This window comes from Verrucosispora sp. WMMD1129 (assembly GCF_029581255.1).
Classification (GTDB): domain Bacteria; phylum Actinomycetota; class Actinomycetes; order Mycobacteriales; family Micromonosporaceae; genus Micromonospora; species Micromonospora sediminimaris.
This window is the reverse complement of record NZ_CP120741.1, coordinates 1,065,194-1,083,901: the sequence shown is the minus strand read 5'-3', so window position 1 is coordinate 1,083,901 and position 18,708 is coordinate 1,065,194. Positions and strand designations below refer to the sequence as shown.

Sequence of the window (18,708 nt, the reverse complement as noted above, 5' to 3'; positions counted from 1 at the left end):
TACCTGTGAGTTCAGCACCTCAGGGCGGGGACCGCCCCCGGGGGTACGAGGGTCGGTCGGCGGATCGCGACGGCGGGCCCCGCCGCGGCGACCGCCCGTCGCGCCAGGACCGGGGAGAGGAGCGAGGCTCTCGCAACGGCGGACGCGACGCCGGCGGGTACGGCAGCGACCGTCCCAGGTCCGGCGGCTTCCGCCGAGACGGCGACCGTCGCGAGGGCGGCTTCCGCGACAGCGACCGCTCTGGCGGTGGGTTCCGAGGCGAGCGCGGCGACCGCAGCTTCGGCGGTCGCGACGGCTCCGGCGACAGGGACCGTGGCACTGGGGGTTTCCGTGGCGCCGACCGTCGCGATGGCGACCGTCGCGACGGAGGGTTCCGACGCGATAGCGGCGAACGCTCCGGTGGTTTCCGTGGCGGCGAGCGCCGGGACGGTGGTTTCCGCGACGGTGACCGCCGGGACGGTGGCTTCCGCGAGGGTGACCGTCGTGAAGGTGGTTTCCGTGGCGGTGACCGCCGCGAGGGTGGTTTCCGTGGCGGCGAGCGCCGTGAAGGTGGTTTCCGCGAGGGTGACCGTCGCGAGGGTGGTTTCCGTGGCGGTGACCGCCGTGAAGGTGGTTTCCGTGGCGGCGAGCGCCGGGACGGTGGTTTCCGTGGCGGCGAGCGTCGCGAGGGTGGTTTCCGCGAGGGTGACCGTCGTGAAGGTGGTTTCCGTGGCGGTGACCGCCGGGACGGTGGTTTCCGTGGCGGCGAGCGCCGGGACGGTGGTTTCCGTGGCGGCGAGCGTCGCGAGGGTGGTTTCCGCGAGGGTGACCGTCGTGAAGGTGGTTTCCGTGGCGGTGACCGTCGCGAGGGTGGTTTCCGCGAGGGTGACCGTCGCGAGGGTGGTTTCCGTGGTGGTGACCGTCGCGAGGGCGGGTTCCGTGGCGGTGAGCGCCGGGACGGCGATTTCCGGGAGCGTCGCGAGGGTGGTTTCCGTGGCGGTGACCGTCGTGAGGGTGGTTTCCGCGACGGGGAGCGCCGTGAGGGTGGTTTCCGTGGCGGTGACCGTCGCGAGGGTGGTTTCCGTGGCGGTGAGCGCCGGGACGGCGATTTCCGGGAGCGTCGCGAGGGTGGTTTCCGTGGCGGTGACCGTCGTGAGGGTGGTTTCCGTGGCGGTGACCGTCGTGAGGGTGGTTTCCGTGGCGGTGACCGCCGGGACGGTGGTTTCCGCGACGGGGAGCGCCGTGAGGGCGGGTTCCGTGGCGGTGACCGCGCTCGTGGAGCGGGTGGCTTCGGTGAGCGCCGGGAGAGCGGATTCCGTCGTGGGGCGGATGATCGTGGCGGCGAGCGCCGCGGCGGTGGATTCCGGGACGGCGAGCGTCGCTTCGGGCAGCGTGAGGACCGGGACGGACCTGGTACGGCCGAGGACGGTCGTACGGAGGCGCCGGCGCTTTCCGACGAGATCGTCGCGACCGACCTGGACAAGGACGTCCGCGCCGAACTGCTGTCGCTGGCGAAGCCGGTCGCGGACACCGTGGCCCGGCACCTCGTGGCGACCGGCCAACTGATCGACGACGACCCGGCCGAGGCACTCGCGCACGCACTGGCCGCTCGCCGGCTCGCATCGCGGATCTCCGCAGTCCGGGAGGCAGTCGGCCTGGCCGCCTACCACGCCGGGGAGTGGCAGTCGGCCATCGCGGAGCTGCGGACGTACCACCGGATGAGCGGTGCGCAGAGCCACCTTGCGGTGATCGCGGACAGCGAGCGGGCACTGGGCCGTCCCGAGCGTGCCATCGACCTGTTCCGGGGTGCCGACCAGGAGAAGCTGGACCCGGCGGTGGCGACCGAACTGCTGATCGTGGCCGCTGGTGCGCGCGGCGACCTCGGCCAGCGGGACGCGGCCGTGGCGATGCTCCAGGTCCCCGACCTGACCAGCGACACCGTCCAGCCGTGGACGGCACGGCTGCGGTACGCGTACGCCGACGCGCTGCTGGCCGTCGGGCGGCGAGCCGAGGCACGGGAGTGGTTCTCCCGCGCGGCGGAGGTGGACACCGAGGCGGAGACCGACGCGGCCGAGCGGCTGCTCGAACTCGACGGTGTGGTCATCGAGGGCGACGACGAGGACGAGGTGACCGAGGAACTGGTAGCTGGTCCCGGTGCCCCCGGTGCCGTACCGACCAGCCCGGACGCCGGCCCGTCGACCATCGCCGAGGTGTCCGACCAGGATGACCCGGTCGGCAGTGACCTGGCGTCCGACGGACCCGAGCACGATGCGACCACCGGCGTGGAGCCGGCCGAGGACGTGGCAGCGGACATCGAGGCCGCACCGGAGGGTGCGGACCGCCGCGAGGCGGACGGGACTGCGGAGCCGGAGGCACGGCAGCGATGAGCGGGGACCGGCTGGTTGACGGTTACGCCCTGGTCGTCTTCGACCTGGACGGAGTGATCTACCTGATCGACCAGCCGATCCCCGGCGCGGTCGAGACGGTCGCCCGGCTGCACGGTGAGGGCCGAGCCGTCGCGTACGCGACGAACAACGCCTCGCGCCGTGCCGCCGACGTGGCCGACCTGCTCACCGGGATGGGTGTGCCGGCGCGACCGGATGAGGTGCTCACCAGCGCCGCCGCAGCCGCCCAGCTGCTGGGTGAGCGGCTGCCGGCTGGCGCGCCGGTGCTCGTGGTGGGTGCCGAGGCGCTCCGGGCCGAGATCAGCGAGGCCGGGCTCAAGCCGGTCTCCACGGCCGACGAGGGTCCGGTCGCGGTCATCCAGGGGTACGGCCCGCAGGTGGGCTGGGCCGATCTGGCCGAGGCCGCGGTTGCGATACGGGCCGGCGCGACCTGGGTGGCCACGAACACCGACCGTACCCTGCCCAGCGGGCGTGGGCCGTTGCCGGGCAACGGCGCGTTGGTGGCCGCGCTGGCCACCGCGCTCGGCCGGAACCCGGACGAGATCGTCGGTAAGCCGGCACCGGAGCTGTTCGCCACCGCCGCCCGGCGGGCGGACATCGGTCGTACGGTGGTCGTCGGCGATCGGCTGGACACCGACATCGAGGGCGCCAACCGGGCCGGTCTGGACAGCCTGCTGGTCCTCACCGGGGTCAGCGACGCCGCCGAGCTGCTCGGCGCGCCCGCAGAGCGGCGGCCGACGTACGTCTCATGGGACCTGACCGGCCTCTTCGACCCCGACGGTGTGGTACGGGTGCCGGCGTCGGACGCCGACCACGGTGGTTGGCAGGTGACCATCACCGGGGCCGACGACTGGCAGCTGTCCGGCTCGGGGCGTGCGCTTGACGCGCTCGCCGCGCTCTGCGCGGTGGCCTGGCGCAGTCATCCCACCGGCCCGATCCGGCCGGCCTCCCCAGAGGCGGCGAAGGCGCTGGAGCGACTCGCCCTGGCACCCTGACCGGGTCAGAGCAGTTTGCGCAGCTTCATCAGGTCGAACGGGTTCGCCTTGATCGACACGCGGCGGTTGGCGACGGCGCGGGTGACGTCGAGATCGCCGCGAACCAGGGCCAGCAGGTCGTCACTTGTGGTGCTCATGGCGATCTTCGCTTTCGGGTCGTCACCGTCGGCGAGTTCCACCAGCCTCCCGCCGGTGAGCCGGCCGTGGAAGGCGGTCTCCAGATCGGTGATCCGGCAGGCCAGGGTGCGATCCAGGTCCACGCGATCGCGTACGGTCTCCGCGTTGCGTTCGAGCCGGGCGGCCAGATCCTGCAACGCCTGCCGACACTCGTCCACCGTGGCCACCAATCGCCTCCTCGCCACACCACGTCGTCTCCCGGCACCGTACCGCACAGGACGGTTCCGACGGCCCGGTAGCGTGACACCTGCACAGCCGTCGGGCGAAAGGACTCAGGCATGCAGGACGCGTGGCGTACCTACCTCGAACTGGCCATGGGCCTGACGGAGGCGCCCCGGAAGAAAGCACAGGACGCGGTGCGCCGGGCGATGGGATCGACCGGTGCGACGGCGGCCCAGCTGCAGACCCTCGCCGAGGAGTTGCGGTCGACCGGCGCGGCCAACCGTGAGGCCCTGACCAAATTGGTGCGGTTCGAGGTCGAGCGGGCGCTCGGCGTGGTGGGCCTGGCCACCGCCGAGGAGGTCGCCGAACTGGACCGCCGGGTGCGCGAGTTGGAACGCCAGCTCCGGGCCGCTTCCGGTACGCCCACCAGCGGCGCCGCGCCGGGCCCGGTGGCGGCCCCCGAGTCCGTCGAGACCCCCTCGGTCGGCACGCCATCGACCGCCGCCGCGGCCCCGCCGACGAAGGCGGTGGCGAAGAAAGCGGTGGCCAAGAAAGCGGTGGCCAAGAAGGCGGTCGCGAAGAAGACCGTGGCCAAGAAGGCATCCGGAACGGTCGTGCGTACCGCTGACAGTGAACCGACGTCGCGACCGGCCAAGGCCGCACCGCCGCGCCCGGACGGTGCCGCATGACCGCGCCGCGGCCCGGCCCGCCGCCGGGTCCGCGCCCGGGTCCGCCGCCGCAGCGCTGGACCGGCGAGGGCGGGCAGGACGACGGTCACCCGGCGGTGGAGGCCGCGATGCAGGCGATCGCGAACGCCGCGACGCTCGGACCCGCCGACCAGATCGCCCAGTACGAGGCCGCGTACCAGACGCTGCGGGAGACGCTGGCCACCATCGACCAGGCCTGAGGAGGCGCGTCCATCCATGGCACGGCGTAACCGGTTGGACGCCGAACTCGTCCGTCGCGGTCTGGCCCGCTCCCGTGAGCAGGCTGTCGCGTTGGTGGAGGCTGGCCGCGTGCAGCTGCGTGGGGTGCCCGCCCGCAAGGCCGCCGCGATGGTTGATCCCGCCGATCCGTTGCTGGTCAGCGGTGCCGACCCGACCTCCGAGTACGTTTCCCGGGGCGGGCACAAGCTGGCCGGTGCGCTCGCCGCCTTCGCCCCTGCCGGGCTGACGGTGCATGGTCGACGCTGTCTGGACGCCGGCGCGTCCACCGGTGGCTTCACCGACGTGCTGCTGCGCGCCGAGGCCGCCGAGGTGGTCGCGGTGGACGTCGGCTACGGCCAGCTGGCCTGGTCGCTGCGCAACGATCCCCGGGTACGGGTCTTCGAACGCACGAACGTCAGGACGCTGGTGCCGGAGACGATCGGCGGCCCGGTCGACCTGACCGTCGCCGACCTGTCGTTCATTTCGTTGCGGCTGGTGCTGCCGGCCCTGGCGGCCTGCACCCGGGCCGACGGTGACCTGGCGCTGATGGTCAAACCGCAGTTCGAGGTGGGCCGGGAGCGGGTCGGCGCCGGTGGGGTGGTGCGCGATCCGGAGCTTCGGGCGCAGGCGGTGCTCGAGGTCGCCACGGCAGCCGCGACGCTGCGGCTGGGGCTGGCGGATCTCGCGGCCAGCCCCCTGCCGGGGCCGAGCGGCAACGTCGAGTTCTTCGTATGGTTACGCCGGGACGCGCCACCGGCCGACCCGGAGCGGGTGCGGGCCGTGGTGGCGGCCGGGCCAGGTGGCCCGGTGACGTCCGGTGACGGACCGGACGAGGTGACGGAGGAGGTGGCCACGTGAGCGAGCGGAGCGAGCGAACCGTTTGGCACAGCAGCGTGGCGGCTCAGGCCGCCGGTGAGCGGAGCGGGGCGGCGGCGCGGTGACCCGCACGGCCCTGTTGGTGACGCACACCGGCCGGCGGCGCAGCACCGAGCATGCCCGTGCGGTCGCTGCGGACCTGATCGCCGCCGGGTTCGAGGTGCGGGTGGTGGCCGAGGAGGCCGAGGATCTCGACCTGCCGGGCGTGGTGCCGGTGACCGGGCCGGAGGCGGCCGAAGGCGCCGAGATCGTCTTCGCGCTCGGTGGGGACGGGACGTTCCTGCGCGCCGCGGAGCTCGCCCGGCCGGCGAAGGTGCCGCTGCTCGGCATCAACCTCGGTAAGGTCGGTTTCCTCGCCGAGGCGGAGATCGACGATCTCGACGAAGCGGTCCGTGACGTGGTCAGCCGCAACTACAGCGTCGATGAGCGGCTCACCCTCGACGTGACGGCGGAGTTCGACGGTGGGCCGACCATCGAGTCGTGGGCCCTCAACGAGATCAGCGTCGAGAAGGGCGAGCGGGCCCAGATGCTGGAACTGCTCGTCGACGTCGACGGGCGGCCGCTGTCCCGCTACGGCTGCGACGGCGTGGTGTGTGCCACGCCCACAGGTTCCACGGCGTACGCCTTCTCGGGCGGCGGGCCGGTGGTCTGGCCGGAGGTGGAGGCGTTACTGCTGGTGCCGATCAGCGCGCACGCGCTGTTCAGCCGACCGCTGGTGACGGCACCCACCTCCACCATGACGATCACCGTCGACCCGTTCACCACTTTGGCCGTGCTCTGCTGCGACGGGCGGCGGGTCTACGATCTGCCGCCGGGCGCCCGGGTCACCGTGCGGCGGGGCACCCTGCCGGTGCGGATCGTGCGGCTGCGGGACCGGTCGTTCACCGCGCGCCTGGTGGCAAAGTTCGACCTCCCGGTGCACGGCTGGCGAGGCAACCGCCGCTGAGGCCGGGACCCGCGCCGGCTGGTCAAGTGTCGGGGAGCGCGTCTACTGTCGGTTGCTGTGCTGGAGGAGCTACGCATCACCGGACTGGGCGTCATCGAGGACACGACGCTGCCGCTGGCCGGCGGCATGAACGTCATCACCGGCGAGACCGGTGCTGGCAAGACCATGGTGGTGACCGGGCTCGGCCTGCTCTTCGGTGGCCGGGCCGACGCCGGCCGGGTACGCGCCGAACCCGGCCGTGCCGTGGTCGAGGGCCGGCTGCGCCTCGGTGGCCGGGTGGCGGAGACGGTGCACGCCCGGATCACCGACGCCGGAGGTGAGCCCGACGAGGACGGCTGCGTGCTGCTGAGCCGCACGGTCACGGTGGAGGGCCGGTCCCGGGCCCATCTGGGTGGCCGCGGCATGCCCGTGTCGATGCTCGGCGAGGTCGGTGAGCAGGTGGTCGCCGTACACGGTCAGTCCGACCAACTGCGGCTGCTGCGCCCGGCCGAACAGCGGGCCGCGCTGGACCGGTTCGCCGGTCCCGAGCACGAGAAGCTGCTCGACGCGACGCGGGACGCGTTCACCCGGTGGCGTCGGGTGGTCGACGACCTGGCCGACCGGCGGCGCAATGCGCGGGAACGTCATCAGGAGACCGACCTGCTGCGGTTGGGGCTCGACGAGATCACCCGGGTGGATCCGCAGCCGGGCGAGGACGACGAGCTGAAGGCGGAGGCGCAGCGACTGGAGCACGCGGAGGGTCTGCGTACCGCGGCCCAGTTGGCCCATCAGTGCGTGGCCGGCGGCTTGGAGGCCACCGACGACACCCCGGACGCCTCGACGCTGCTGGGCACCGCCCGGCGCACGCTTGAGGCGCAGGCCGGCACCGATCCGGCGCTCGGTGAACTGGCCGTCCGTCTGGAGGAGGCGGCCACGTTGGTCGCTGACGTCTCGGTGGAGCTGTCCACATACCTCGCCGGCCTGGACGCCGACCCGGCTCGGTTGCAGGCGCTCTACGAGCGGCGGGCCGCGTTGCGCGCGTTGACCCGTAAGTACGCCGACGATGTCGACGGCGTGATCGCCTGGGCGGAGCGGGCCCGGACCAGACTGTCCGAGCTGGACAACTCCGACGAGCTGCTCGACGAGCTGGACCGGGAGGCGTCCCGGTTGGCCGGCGAGGTGGCCGAGCTGGCCGGCCGGCTGTCGCTGTCCCGGCAGGAGGCGGCGGCGCGGTTCGCCGATCAGGTCACCGTCGAGCTGGCCGGGCTGGCGATGCCACACGCCCGGATCGAGGTGGCGGTGCTGCCCCGACCCGCCGGGCGGGCCGAGCCGACGTTGCCGGTCAACGGGGTCGACGTAGGTGTCGGGCCCGACGGCGGTGACGAGGTCGAGCTGCGGCTGCTGGCGCACCCCGGTGCGCCGTCGCTGCCTCTGCAACGGGGTGCCTCCGGCGGTGAGCTGTCCCGGGTGATGCTCGCCATCGAGGTGGTCTTCGCCGGCTCCGGCGGCCCGCCGACGCTGGTCTTCGACGAGGTCGACGCCGGGGTGGGCGGTCAGGCGGCGGTGGAGATCGGCAGGCGGCTGGCCCGACTGGCCCGCAGCCACCAGGTCCTGGTGGTGACCCACCTGCCTCAGGTCGCCGCCTTCGCCGACCGGCACCTGGTGGTGGCCAAGGACACCGGCGGTGCGGTCACCACCAGCGGGGTGCGGGTGGTGGAGGACACCGAGCGGGCCCGGGAACTCGCCCGGATGCTTGCGGGTTTGCCGGACTCGGATCTGGGTATCGCTCACGCCGAGGAACTCCTGGCCGTGGCGGCCAGGGAACGGCGGTCCTGAGACCGCGATTGTGAGCGGAGGCACACCGGCCTTCGCCCATGTGTGTTTCCCTGGGTAGGCGGCCCTGCTCAGGCATGTCGCGACAGATTCGCCTGCCTCACATGCCAGGATGGTCACGATGCGTCTACCCACGTTGCGCCGGGCCCGGAACGCGGAACCGGGACAGATCCTCGGCACCGCGCGCCTCGACCGTCGCACGAAGCGGCTGGTCGGCCGGCTCCGCCCCGGCGACATCGCGGTCATCGACCACGTCGACCTGGACCGGGTCGCTGCCGACTCGCTCGTCGCGGTCGGTGTCGGCGCGGTGCTGAACGCCAAGCCGTCGGTTTCCGGCCGTTACCCGAACCTCGGGCCGGAGGTGCTGATCTCGGCGGGTATTCCGCTGCTCGACGACCTCGGTGAGGGCATCTTCGAGCGGATCCGTGAGGGCGACACGGTGCGCATCGAGGGCAACACCGTCTACCTGAACGACGACCCGGTGGCGCACGGTAGTCGCCAGGACGCCGAGAGCGTGGCCAAGGCGATGACCGACGCCCGGGAGGGCCTGTCGGTGCAGTTGGAGGCGTTCGCCGCCAACACCATGGACTACCTCAAGCAGGAGCGGGACCTGCTGCTCGACGGCGTCGGCGTGCCCGAGATCGCCACCGAGGTGCAGGGCCGGCACTGTCTGATCGTGGTTCGGGGCTACGACTACAAGGCCGACCTGGACGTGCTGCGCCCGTACATCCGGGAGTTCAAGCCGGTGCTGATCGGCGTCGACGGGGGCGCCGACGCTCTGGTCGAGGCGGGCTACACCCCAGATATGATCATCGGCGATATGGATTCGGTCACCGACGACGTGCTGCGCTGCGGCGCCGAGGTGATCGTGCACGCGTACCCGGACGGGCGGGCGCCGGGGTTGCCGCGCGTCAACGGCCTGGGGGTACCGGCGGTGACCTTTCCCGCCGCCGCCACCAGCGAGGACCTCGCCATGCTGCTGGCCGACGAGAAGGGCGCCTCGCTGATCGTCGCGGTGGGTACCCACGCCACGCTCGTGGAGTTCCTCGACAAGGGGCGCGGCGGCATGGCGTCGACGTTCCTCACCCGGCTCAAGGTCGGTGGCAAGCTGGTCGATGCCAAGGGGGTCAGCCGGCTGTACCGGCAGAGCATTTCCGGGTCGTCCCTGTTGCTGCTGGTCCTCTCCGCACTCGCCGCCATGGCCTCGGCGGTGGCCGTCTCCACCGTCGGTAAGGCGTACCTGGGCGTGGTCTCCGAGTGGTGGGACAATTTCGTGTTCCAGCTCGGCCAGCTTTTCTAGCTCCCGACCGATCAAGAGGCTTCAAGCGTGATCAACTTCCGGTACCACGTGGTGTCCCTGACCGCGGTCTTCCTCGCCCTGGCGATCGGCCTGGTGGTCGGTACCGCCGCACTCAACGGTCCGGTAGCGGACTCGCTCCGGGAGACCGTCAACGAGCTACGCAAGGACAACCAGCACCAGCGCCAGGCGGTCCAGAACATGCAGCGGGAACTGGAGCTGGAGGAGGACTTCGCCGCCGAGATGGCCCAGGTGATGCTGCCGGGCACGCTCAGCGGCAAGCGGGTGCTGGTGCTCAGCCTGCCCACCGGTCGCGAGCACACCGAGGGGGTGCTCAACATGCTCCAGCTGGCCGGTGCCGACGTCACCGGGCGGATCGACCTGCAGGACAAGTTCATCAACCCGGAGAACAACAACGACCTGCTCGAACTGGCGGTCACCGCGGCCCGACCGACCGACGCGCCGACCGCGGGGCTGCCCGGCAACGGCCACGGCGTCGAGACCTCCAGCGCCCTGCTGGCGACCGTACTGCTGGACCAGCCCGCCGGTGCCGAGCCGGTCACCGAGGCCGACCGGCGGGCGGTGCTGGCCGCGTACGGCAACGCCAACTACCTGACCACGTCGGACCGGATCACCGCGCCGGCCGAGGCCGTCGTGGTGGTCAGCGGGCAGCCGTACGTGGACAAGGACTCCGCCAAGAAGGACGAGTCCGTCGTCAAGATCGCCGAGCAGTTCGACCGGACCGGGGGCATCGTGGTGGCCGGCAACGGCTCGGCCGGCGGCAATCTGGTGGCCTTCGTCCGGGGCGACGCGGTGCTCGCCCAGACCATCTCGACCATCGACAACGCCAACACGGTCCAGGGGCAACTGGTCACCACCCTGGCGCTGGTGCAGCAGCTCGCCGAGCGTAAGGCCGGTCACTTCGGCGTCGGTGACAGCGCCGCCTCGCTGGTGCCTAGACTGCCCCAGTGAACCCTTCTCACCCACTTCGCACGCTCCGACCCGTCGCGGCGTCGGCGCGGGTACGCACCCGCCGAGCGGTGCGGGCCGGCAAGGGTTCAGTGGCCTGACGGGGCACCCGGTGCCCGATTCCGACGATGTCCGCCGGCCGGCGGGAGGGGATGGCGTGAGTGAGCGGGACGGCGACGTGACGGTCTTCGGTCGACTCCTGGTGGCCGGGGTCGGGGCGGTCGCTGCCCGGTACGCGCTGCGCGAGATCCGTACCTCACCGCCCGCGGTGGCCCTGGAGCGGACCAACTTCCGGGAACGCACCGTGACCCTGGCCGCCGGCCCGGCCCTCGCGTTGGGGGCCTCAGGTGCCGCGGCCTGCGGGGCGGCGAGCGTGCCGGCCGGCGCGGCGACCCTGGTGGCCGGGCTCGGCGCCGGTGCCGTGGGCCTCTACGACGACGTTGTCGGTGCCCGTCCGGAGCAGAAGGCGGCAAAGGGTTTCGCCGGGCACCTGGCCGCGTTGCGGCAGGGCCGGGTCACCGCCGGCCTCGTCAAGATCGTCGGGGTGGGCGCGGCCGGTCTGGGGGCGGCCGCCCTGCTCGCCGCCGACCCGGGGGTGGCCGGGCATCGTCGTCGGCGCCGGCAGGGCATCTGGGGACGAGTCGTCGACGTGCTGCTCGGCGCGGGGGTGGTGGCCGGCACGGCGAACCTGGTCAACCTGCTCGACCTGCGTCCCGGACGGGCACTGAAGTCGGGTCTGCTGCTCGGTGCGCCGCTGAGCGGTGGCCGGCACGGTGGGATCGCCTCGGGCGCGGCCGGTGCCGCCGCCGGGCTGCTCCCCGAAGACCTGGCCGAGGACGTGATGCTCGGTGACAGCGGCGCGAACGCCCTCGGCGCGGTGCTCGGGGTGGCGCTGGCCGCCCGCACCGGCCCGGTCGGCCGGGCCGGGCTGCTCGCCGTCCTCGCCGGGCTCACCGCGGCCAGCGAGAAGGTGAGCTTCACGAAGGTCATCGCGAGCACGCCGGGGCTGCGTGAACTCGACGCGCTGGGCCGACGCGCCGACTGACGTGACCAGACCGGCCCCCCTCGCCGGCGCCGGCCGGTTGGCCGGAGCGGCAGCCCTCATCGCCGTACTCACCGTGGTCAGCAGGCTGGCCGGGTTCGGGCGTACCGCCGTGTTCACCTGGGTGGTGCAGGACAGCGACCTGGGCGCGATGTACGTCCTGGCGAACACCATCCCGAACATCATCTTCGAGATCGTCGCGGGCGGGGCGCTGGCCAGCCTGGTCGTACCGCTGCTCGCCGGCGCGGTCGCGGCGGGGGACCGGCAGGCGGTCGCGGCCACCACCGGCGCCCTGCTCACCTGGACGGTGACGCTGCTCGTGCCGCTGGCGGTGCTGGTGGCCCTGGGCGCCGGGCCGATCATCACCGCGCTCGGCGACAGCCGGTCACCGGAGGAACTGGCGGCCGGCGCCCGGATGCTGCGGGTCTTCGCGCCGCAACTGCCGCTGTACGGCATCGGCATCGTGCTCACCGGCGTGCTCCAGGCGCACCGGCGGTTCGCCTGGCCGGTGATCGCGCCGCTGCTGTCCAGCCTCACGGTGGTCGTCGTCTACCTGGTCTTCGCCGGGGCCGCCGGTACGGGCGCCAGCGTGGCGCAGGCCGGCCGCGGCGGTGAGTTGATCCTGTCGGTCGGCACCACCCTCGGCGTGGTGGTGTTGTCGCTGTCGCTGCTGATCCCGCTGCGTCGGCTGCGGCTGACGCTGCGCCCCGGGTACGCGTTCCCGGCCGACGCCCGGGCCCGGGTACGCGGGCTGGCGGTGGCCGGCGTGGTGACGGTCACCGCCCAACAGGTCGCGCTGGCGGTGATCCTCTACCGGCTCTCCAGCGGCCGGACCGAGGCGTTCCAGGTGTTCAACCTGGCCCAGACGTTCTACCTGCTGCCCTGGGCGGTGCTGGCGGTGCCGCTGGCCACCGCCGCGTACCCGACCCTGGCCACGGCGGCGGGCGCGGACGAGCGGACCTACCGGAAGGTGCTGTCGGCGACCCTGCGTGGGGTGCTGTTGTGCAGCTTCCTCGGCGCTGCGGCACTTGTCGGTGTGGCCGGCCCGATCGGCCGGTTCTTCCCGCTCGACAGCGACGCGACCGCCGCCGCGATCGCCGGTTACGCGCCCGGGCTGCTCGGGTACGGGCTGTTCGCGGTGCTGTCCCGCGCGTTGTACGCCCGGGGCGCGACGCGGGCGGCGACCGCCACCATCACCGCCGGTTGGCTGGCGGTACCGCTGGCGTTGCTTCCGCTGTCTGCGCTGCTTCCGGTGGCCGACCGGGTGCTGGCGGTGGCGTTGGCCAACTCGGCGGGAATGCTGCTGCTCGGCGCGCTGCTGCTGGTCGCCGTCGCCCGGTCGGCCGGCCGGGAGGCGTTGGCCGGCGCCGGGCGGGCCGGCGCTGCCGGTCTGCTGGCCGGCGGTGCGGCCGCCGTCGCGGCGGTGGGGATGCTACGGCTGCTGGGCGCCGGGGGCGACCCCCCGGCGCGGTGGACGGCACTGATGCAGGGCATGCTGTCCGGAGTCCTGGTCGCTGTCGTGTTCCTCGCCGTGGTATGGCTGGTCGACCGACAGGACCTGCGGCCACTGCTGACCGGCCTGGGTCGACGCCTGCGCCGGGCCCGGCCAGGTGACCGGAAGGAGGAGGCGGTCCGGTGAGCGCGAGGAGTGAGCTTGCGAGCCCCGCAGTCGCGAACGGAGAGTCGGTCCGGTGAGCGCGAGGAGTGAGCTTGCGAGCCGCCCGGTCGCGAACGGAGAGTGGGTCCGGTGAGCGCGACGAATGGGCCGGCGGCCGTTCCGGGCCAGCCGGGGACGGTGATGTTGCTGTTGGCTTCCAGCACCGGCGGGGTCGGTCAGCATGTCCGGTCGGTGGCGCGCGGGCTGGCCGAGGCCGGGCAGCCGGTGTTGGTCTGCGGGCCGGCGGCGACCCAGGACCAGTTCGACTTCGTGGCCGCCGGTGCCCGGTTCCGGCCGGTGGAGATTCCGGCGAGCCCCACGCCGGGCGACGCCCGCGCCGTCGGCGTGCTGCGCCGACGGCTCGCCGCCGAGCAGGTGAGCGTGGTGCACGCGCACGGGCTGCGCGCCGGGCTGGTGGCGGTGCTGGCCCGGCCGGCGGCCCCGCTCGTGGTCACCTGGCACAACGCGGTGCTGGCCGGCGGGGTACGCGGCGCCCTGTCCCGGTTGGTGGAGCGGATCGTGGCGCGGAACGCCCGGGTGACCCTCGGCGCCTCGGGTGACCTGGTGGCGCGGGCCGTCGCGTTGGGCGCGGGGGATGCCCGGCTCGCCCCGGTCGCCGCGCCGGAACTGCCCGCGCCGCGCCGTCGCCGGGCCGCGGTGCGGGCCGAGTTCGCGGTCGCGGCCGACCAGCCGTTGATCCTGTCGGTGGGCCGGCTGCATCCGCAGAAGCGGTACGACGTCCTGGTCGACGCCGCCGCCCGATGGCGGGAGCGCACCCCGCCGCCGGTCGTCGTGATCGCCGGCAGCGGACCGGCCTACCTGCCGCTGGCCGCCCGGATCAGCGCCGCCCGCGCACCGGTCACCCTGCTGGGGCACCGCACGGACGTGGCCGATCTGCTCACCGGCGCCGACCTCGCGGTGGTGACCAGCGACTGGGAGGCCCGTCAACTGTTCGCGCAGGAGGCGCTGCGGGCCGGCGTACCGCTGGTGGCGACCGCGGTGGGTGGGCTGCCGGAACTTGTCGGTGACGCGGCGGTGCTGGTGTCGCCAGGTGATGTGGACGCGGTCGACGCGGCGGTGCGTGGCCTGCTCGACGACGAGGCCGGCCGCGCCGAACTGGCGCGGCGCGGCGCGGCACGGGCACTGACCTGGCCGACGGAGGCGCAGACCCGCACCCAACTGCTCGCGCTCTACGCCGAGCTGACACCCGGCCCGGCCGGGCCGGCATCGCCGGACGCAGACGCACCGTCGACGGGACGCCGGTGATGCTGCGCCGTATCGCTCCGATCCTGCTCACCCTGGTGGTGGTGGCGCTCGGGGTCACCGCGCTGGCCGCCCGCCCGCAGAGCCCGCCGGCCCGGCAGAGCGCCGACTATGTGGTTCTCGTCGGCGTGGCCGGGCTGCGCTGGGACGATGTGGACGCGGAGCGTACGCCGACGCTGTGGCGGCTGGCCCGCGAGGGCTCGATCGGGTCGCTGTCGGTGCGGTCCGCACATCGACCCACCTGCCCCGTGGACGGCTGGCTGACTCTCGGCGCGGGCAGCTTCGCCGCCTGGCCCGGCAGCCGCGGCGGGGACGGGCAGTGTCCGCCCGTCGACGTGACGGTGGAGCAGCCGGACGGCATCGGCGCGAACCTGCCGGATCAGGAGAGCGTTGCCGTGCACAACCAGGAGCGGTTGCCGTGGGGCACGGTACCCGGCGCGCTGTCGGAGTCGGTGCGGTGTTCGGTGGCGGTCGGACCGGGCGCGGCGGTGGCCGCCGCCCGACCGTTCGGTCGGGTCGACCGGTACGCGCCGACGCTGCCGGCGGATCCCGCCGGGCTGCTCGGCTCCTGCGTGCTCAGCATCGTCGATCTCGGCACGGTGGAGGGCGACGACCCGGCGGTACGGGCGGCGGCGGCTCGGGCTGCCGACGCGCAACTGGCCCGGGTGCTCGACGGCCGGCCGCCGCGATCGCTGGTGATCGTCGCCGGGGTCTCCGACACTCAGTTGCCGTCCCGGCTGCACGTGGCCGTTGCCCACGGTCCGGGCTGGGAAGAGGGCTGGCTGACCTCGCCCAGCACGGACCGCCGTGGCTATCTGCAACTGATCGACCTGGCCCCGACCGCGCTGACCGTCCTGGGTCGTCCGATGCCGGACCGGCCGTTCCTCGGCCGGCCCGCCGAGTCGGTCGACGGCCGGCCGGCCGATTTGTCCGCCGCGATCGCCGAGCCGGCGGACGCGGACCGGGAGGCCGCCGCGCAGCGGAAGGTGGCCGGCGGGTTCTTCACCCTGCTGGCCGTCGTTCAAGTGGCGCTCGCGGTGGCGGTGCTGCCGCTGCTGCGCCGGGCCCGCCGGCACGCCGGGCCGTACGGACCGAAACCGGTGCCGCGTCCGGTGGTGGCGACGGTGGAGGTGCTGCTTGTCGCCGCCGCGCTCGCGATACCGGCGGCGCTGGTCGCCGAGGCCGCGCCGTGGTGGCGCTTCGCGTATCCGGCGGCCTCGTTCGCCGGGCTGACCGCCGTGTTGCTGGCTGCCGCGACGCTGCTGGTTCGGCTGACACCCGGCTACCGCGCCACCCTGGGTCCGCTCGGCGCGGTAGCCGGGCTGACCATGTTGGCCGTTGGCCTGGACGTCGTGACCGGGGCCCGGCTGCAGCTCAACGGGGTGGTGGGTTACTCCGCGCTGGAGGGGGGCCGCTATGCCGGCCTCGGTACCGTCGGTCTCGGCGTCTTCGCTGCCGCCGCCCTGCTCAGCGCCGGCTGGCTCGCCCAGCGGGTGCGCCGTGGCTGGCGTCCGACCGTCATGGTCGTCGTCGGCGGGGCCGCCGTGGTGATCGTCGGCAGCGCGTATCTGGGTGCCGACTCGATCGGCGCGATCGCCCTGACCGCTGGAGTGAGCGTGGCGGCGGCGATCAGCGCGGGTGGCTGGCTGACGTTGACCCGGCTCGCCTGGGCGGCGATGGCCGGGTTGGCCGTGACGGTCGGGTTCGCGGTGGTGGATCTGGGTCGGACCCCGGCGGAGCGGGGCAGCCTCGGCCGGTTCCTGGCCGCGCTCGGCGACGGTACCGGAGGGCTGACCGTGCAGCGGTCCAGCGCGGCGAGCTTCGACACGCTGGTCAACAGTCCGCTGACGGTGCTGGCGCTGGCCGGCGCGTTGCTGGTCTGGTTCGCGCTGCTGCAACCCTGGGGCGGGCTGATGCGGCTGTTCGGCATCTACCCGGCGATCCGGGCGGCGATGGCGGGCACCGCGGTGGCGGCGGTGATCGGCGGGCTGCTCAGCGCCGCGGCGTTGGACGTGGCCGGGGCTGCGGCAGCCGTGGTGGTGCCGTTGGCGGCGCTGTCGGCGTTGCGGGTGCTCGACCACTCGGCGGACCGCACCCAGCCGGGAGCGGACCGCCCGGCCGGCGGCGGGCCGGACGGTAGTCGCCCGGACGATGGCGGGCCGGACGGCGGCGGGCCGGCTGATGGCGGGTCAACCGGTGACAGGCCGGGCGGTGACGGGCCGGGCGCACGGTCGTCGGCCGAGGTCGCGACCGGGTGACTCGGCGGCGGTACCGGGTGCGGCACCGGCCGGCCGTTGGGGAGGTGTTACCGTGGAATCCCGTGGATCGCGTGATCACTTCGCTGATCGGCTCGGCGGTCTGCACGACCGCGACGGACGACACGGGAGCAGGCCTTGGCCCCTTCAGCACGGACGACCAGGCACATATTCGTCACCGGAGGCGTCGCCTCCTCGCTGGGTAAGGGGCTCACCGCCTCCAGTCTCGGCAACCTGCTGACCGCGCGGGGGCTTCGCGTGGTGATGCAGAAGCTCGACCCGTACCTCAACGTCGACCCGGGCACGATGAACCCGTTCCAGCACGGTGAGGTCTTCGTGACCGAGGACGGCGCCGAGACGGATCTCGACGTCGGCCACTACGAGCGTTTCCTGGACCGGTCGCTGTCCGGCAAGGCCAACGTCACCACCGGCCAGATCTACTCCGAGGTGATCGCCAAGGAGCGGCGCGGTGAGTACCTGGGGGACACCGTCCAGGTGATCCCGCACATCACCAACGAGATAAAGTCCCGGATCCTGGCCATGGCCGACCCGGACGACGACGGCCGCACCCCGGACGTGGTCATCACCGAGGTCGGCGGCACGGTCGGTGACATCGAGTCGCTGCCGTTCCTGGAGGCGATCCGGCAGGTACGCCACGACCTGGGCCGCGACAACTGTTTCTATCTGCACGTCTCGCTGGTGCCCTACCTGGCCCCCTCCGGGGAGCTGAAGACGAAGCCGACCCAGCACTCGGTCGCCCAGCTGCGCAGCATCGGTATCCAGCCCGACGCCATCGTGTGCCGTTCCGATCGGGACATCCCGGAGAAGCTCCAGCACAAGCTCTCCCTCTACTGCGACGTCGACGCCGAAGCGGTGATCGCCGCGCCGGACGCGCCCAGCATCTACGACATCCCGAAGGTGCTGCACCGGGAAGGGCTCGACGCGTACGTGGTGCGCCGGCTGAACCTCTCCTTCCGGGACGTGGACTGGGAGGGCTGGGACGACCTGCTGGAGCGGGTGCACCAGCCACGGCACACCATCACCGTCGCGCTGGTCGGCAAGTACGTGGACCTGCCCGACGCGTACCTGTCGGTAAGCGAGGCGATCCGGGCGGCCGGCTTCGGCCACCGGGCCCGGGTCCACCTGCGGTGGGTGCCCAGCGACGACTGCGTCACCCCGACCGGTGCGGCGGCCGCCCTGGCCGGGGCCGACGGCATCGTCATCCCCGGCGGCTTCGGCGTCCGGGGCATCGAGGGCAAGATCGGCACCGCCCGGTACGCCCGGGAGAACGGCATTCCGCTGCTCGGGCTCTGCCTGGGCCTGCAGTGCATGACCATCGAGGTGGCCCGGCACCTGGCCGGCCTGGACGGCGCCAACTCTCTGGAGTTCGACGCCGAGGCGGTGCACCCGGTCATCGCCACCATGGCCGATCAGCAGGACATCGTCGCCGGCAAGGGCGACCTGGGCGGCACCATGCGGCTGGGCGCGTACCCGGCGACGCTCACCGAGGGGTCGATCGTCGCTGAGGCGTACGGCAGCACCCAGGTCAGCGAGCGGCATCGGCACCGGTACGAGGTGAACAACGCCTACCGCGACCAGCTCGCCAAGGCCGGGCTGCACATCTCGGGCACCTCGCCGGACGGTCGGCTGGTCGAGTTCGTCGAGCTGGACCGCGATCTGCACCCGTTCTTCGTGGCCACCCAGGCGCATCCGGAACTCAAGAGCCGCCCCACCCGGCCCCATCCGCTGTTCGCCGCCTTCGTCCACGCCGCGGTGACGTACTCGCAGGCCGATCAGCTTCCGGTCGACCTGGACACCGCCTCGGCCGAACGGGCCGTCCGCAACGGCGCCGCCACGAAGGCGGCCTCGGCCTCGTGAGCGGACGGTGGGCAGGAATCGAAGGGGCGATGAGGGCCGAGGCCGGCGTGGGTGACCCGATGGTGGGCC

General features: G+C 73.2%; 16 protein-coding genes. 14 read left to right on the top strand and 2 right to left on the bottom strand.

Annotated elements, in window-relative coordinates:
* Positions 1–11: 11 nt before the first annotated feature.
* Entirely contained in the window at positions 12–1,577 is a 1,566-nt protein-coding gene (locus tag O7624_RS04890) for a hypothetical protein (RefSeq protein WP_282240795.1), read from the bottom strand.
* Here O7624_RS04890 and O7624_RS04885 point away from each other — a divergent pair.
* Positions 1,512–2,366, top strand: a complete 855-nt coding sequence (locus tag O7624_RS04885) for a tetratricopeptide repeat protein (RefSeq protein WP_282239100.1) — start codon at positions 1,512–1,514, stop codon at positions 2,364–2,366. The two genes, O7624_RS04890 and O7624_RS04885, sit on opposite strands and share 66 nt — an antisense overlap.
* On the top strand, positions 2,363–3,379 hold the full coding sequence (locus O7624_RS04880) for an HAD-IIA family hydrolase (RefSeq protein WP_282239099.1): 1,017 nt from the start codon (positions 2,363–2,365) through the stop codon (positions 3,377–3,379). Before O7624_RS04885 ends, O7624_RS04880 begins: the two co-directional genes overlap by 4 nt.
* 5 nt (positions 3,380–3,384) lie before the next feature.
* Here the strand turns inward: O7624_RS04880 and O7624_RS04875 are convergent, their stop codons facing one another.
* On the bottom strand, positions 3,385–3,723 hold the full coding sequence (locus tag O7624_RS04875) for an SCP2 sterol-binding domain-containing protein (protein ID WP_093409767.1): 339 nt from the start codon (positions 3,721–3,723) through the stop codon (positions 3,385–3,387).
* Between the two features lie 111 nt (positions 3,724–3,834).
* On the opposite strand from O7624_RS04875, the gene O7624_RS04870 reads away from it, so the two are divergent.
* The 12 genes from O7624_RS04870 to O7624_RS04815 all read left to right on the top strand — a co-directional run bounded on the left by O7624_RS04870 (position 3,835) and on the right by O7624_RS04815 (position 18,639).
* Complete coding sequence (locus O7624_RS04870; protein WP_282239098.1) at positions 3,835–4,407, top strand: hypothetical protein; 573 nt, start codon at positions 3,835–3,837, stop codon at positions 4,405–4,407.
* Positions 4,404–4,625 carry a hypothetical protein gene (locus O7624_RS04865; RefSeq protein WP_210940222.1) on the top strand — a complete coding sequence of 74 codons (222 nt, stop codon included), beginning with the start codon at positions 4,404–4,406 and terminating at the stop codon, positions 4,623–4,625. The genes O7624_RS04870 and O7624_RS04865 overlap by 4 nt, the downstream gene beginning before the upstream one ends.
* A 16-nt stretch (positions 4,626–4,641) precedes the next feature.
* A complete protein-coding gene (locus tag O7624_RS04860; RefSeq protein ID WP_282239097.1) occupies positions 4,642–5,502 on the top strand; it encodes a TlyA family RNA methyltransferase in 861 nt (286 codons plus the stop codon).
* A 79-nt stretch (positions 5,503–5,581) separates the two neighbouring features.
* Positions 5,582–6,466, top strand: coding sequence for an NAD kinase (locus O7624_RS04855; RefSeq protein ID WP_093409756.1), 885 nt, complete (start codon positions 5,582–5,584; stop codon positions 6,464–6,466).
* 57 nt (positions 6,467–6,523) lie between these two features.
* Positions 6,524–8,281: a DNA repair protein RecN gene (recN, locus tag O7624_RS04850; RefSeq protein WP_093409754.1), complete on the top strand. Its 1,758-nt coding sequence runs from the start codon at positions 6,524–6,526 to the stop codon at positions 8,279–8,281.
* 118 nt (positions 8,282–8,399) lie between these two features.
* Positions 8,400–9,578 carry a putative cytokinetic ring protein SteA gene (steA, locus tag O7624_RS04845; RefSeq protein WP_093409814.1) on the top strand — a complete coding sequence of 393 codons (1,179 nt, stop codon included), beginning with the start codon at positions 8,400–8,402 and terminating at the stop codon, positions 9,576–9,578.
* A gap of 27 nt (positions 9,579–9,605) precedes the next feature.
* Positions 9,606–10,547 (top strand): copper transporter, encoded by a 942-nt coding sequence (locus O7624_RS04840; protein WP_093409751.1) that lies wholly within the window; start codon positions 9,606–9,608, stop codon positions 10,545–10,547.
* A 175-nt stretch (positions 10,548–10,722) separates the two neighbouring features.
* Positions 10,723–11,589 carry a hypothetical protein gene (locus O7624_RS04835; RefSeq protein WP_282240539.1) on the top strand — a complete coding sequence of 289 codons (867 nt, stop codon included), beginning with the start codon at positions 10,723–10,725 and terminating at the stop codon, positions 11,587–11,589.
* Position 11,590: 1 nt separating this feature from the next.
* The gene (locus O7624_RS04830; protein WP_282240538.1) at positions 11,591–13,225 is read left to right on the top strand and encodes a lipid II flippase MurJ; all 1,635 of its coding nucleotides are present in this window, start codon (positions 11,591–11,593) and stop codon (positions 13,223–13,225) included.
* A gap of 159 nt (positions 13,226–13,384) precedes the next feature.
* Entirely contained in the window at positions 13,385–14,509 is a 1,125-nt protein-coding gene (locus tag O7624_RS04825; RefSeq protein ID WP_282240537.1) for a glycosyltransferase family 4 protein, read from the top strand.
* On the top strand, positions 14,509–16,764 hold the full coding sequence (locus tag O7624_RS04820) for a hypothetical protein (protein WP_348774976.1): 2,256 nt from the start codon (positions 14,509–14,511) through the stop codon (positions 16,762–16,764). Before O7624_RS04825 ends, O7624_RS04820 begins: the two co-directional genes overlap by 1 nt.
* 135 nt (positions 16,765–16,899) lie before the next feature.
* Positions 16,900–18,639, top strand: a complete 1,740-nt coding sequence (locus tag O7624_RS04815; protein WP_282239096.1) for a CTP synthase — start codon at positions 16,900–16,902, stop codon at positions 18,637–18,639.
* Positions 18,640–18,708: the final 69 nt, after the last annotated feature.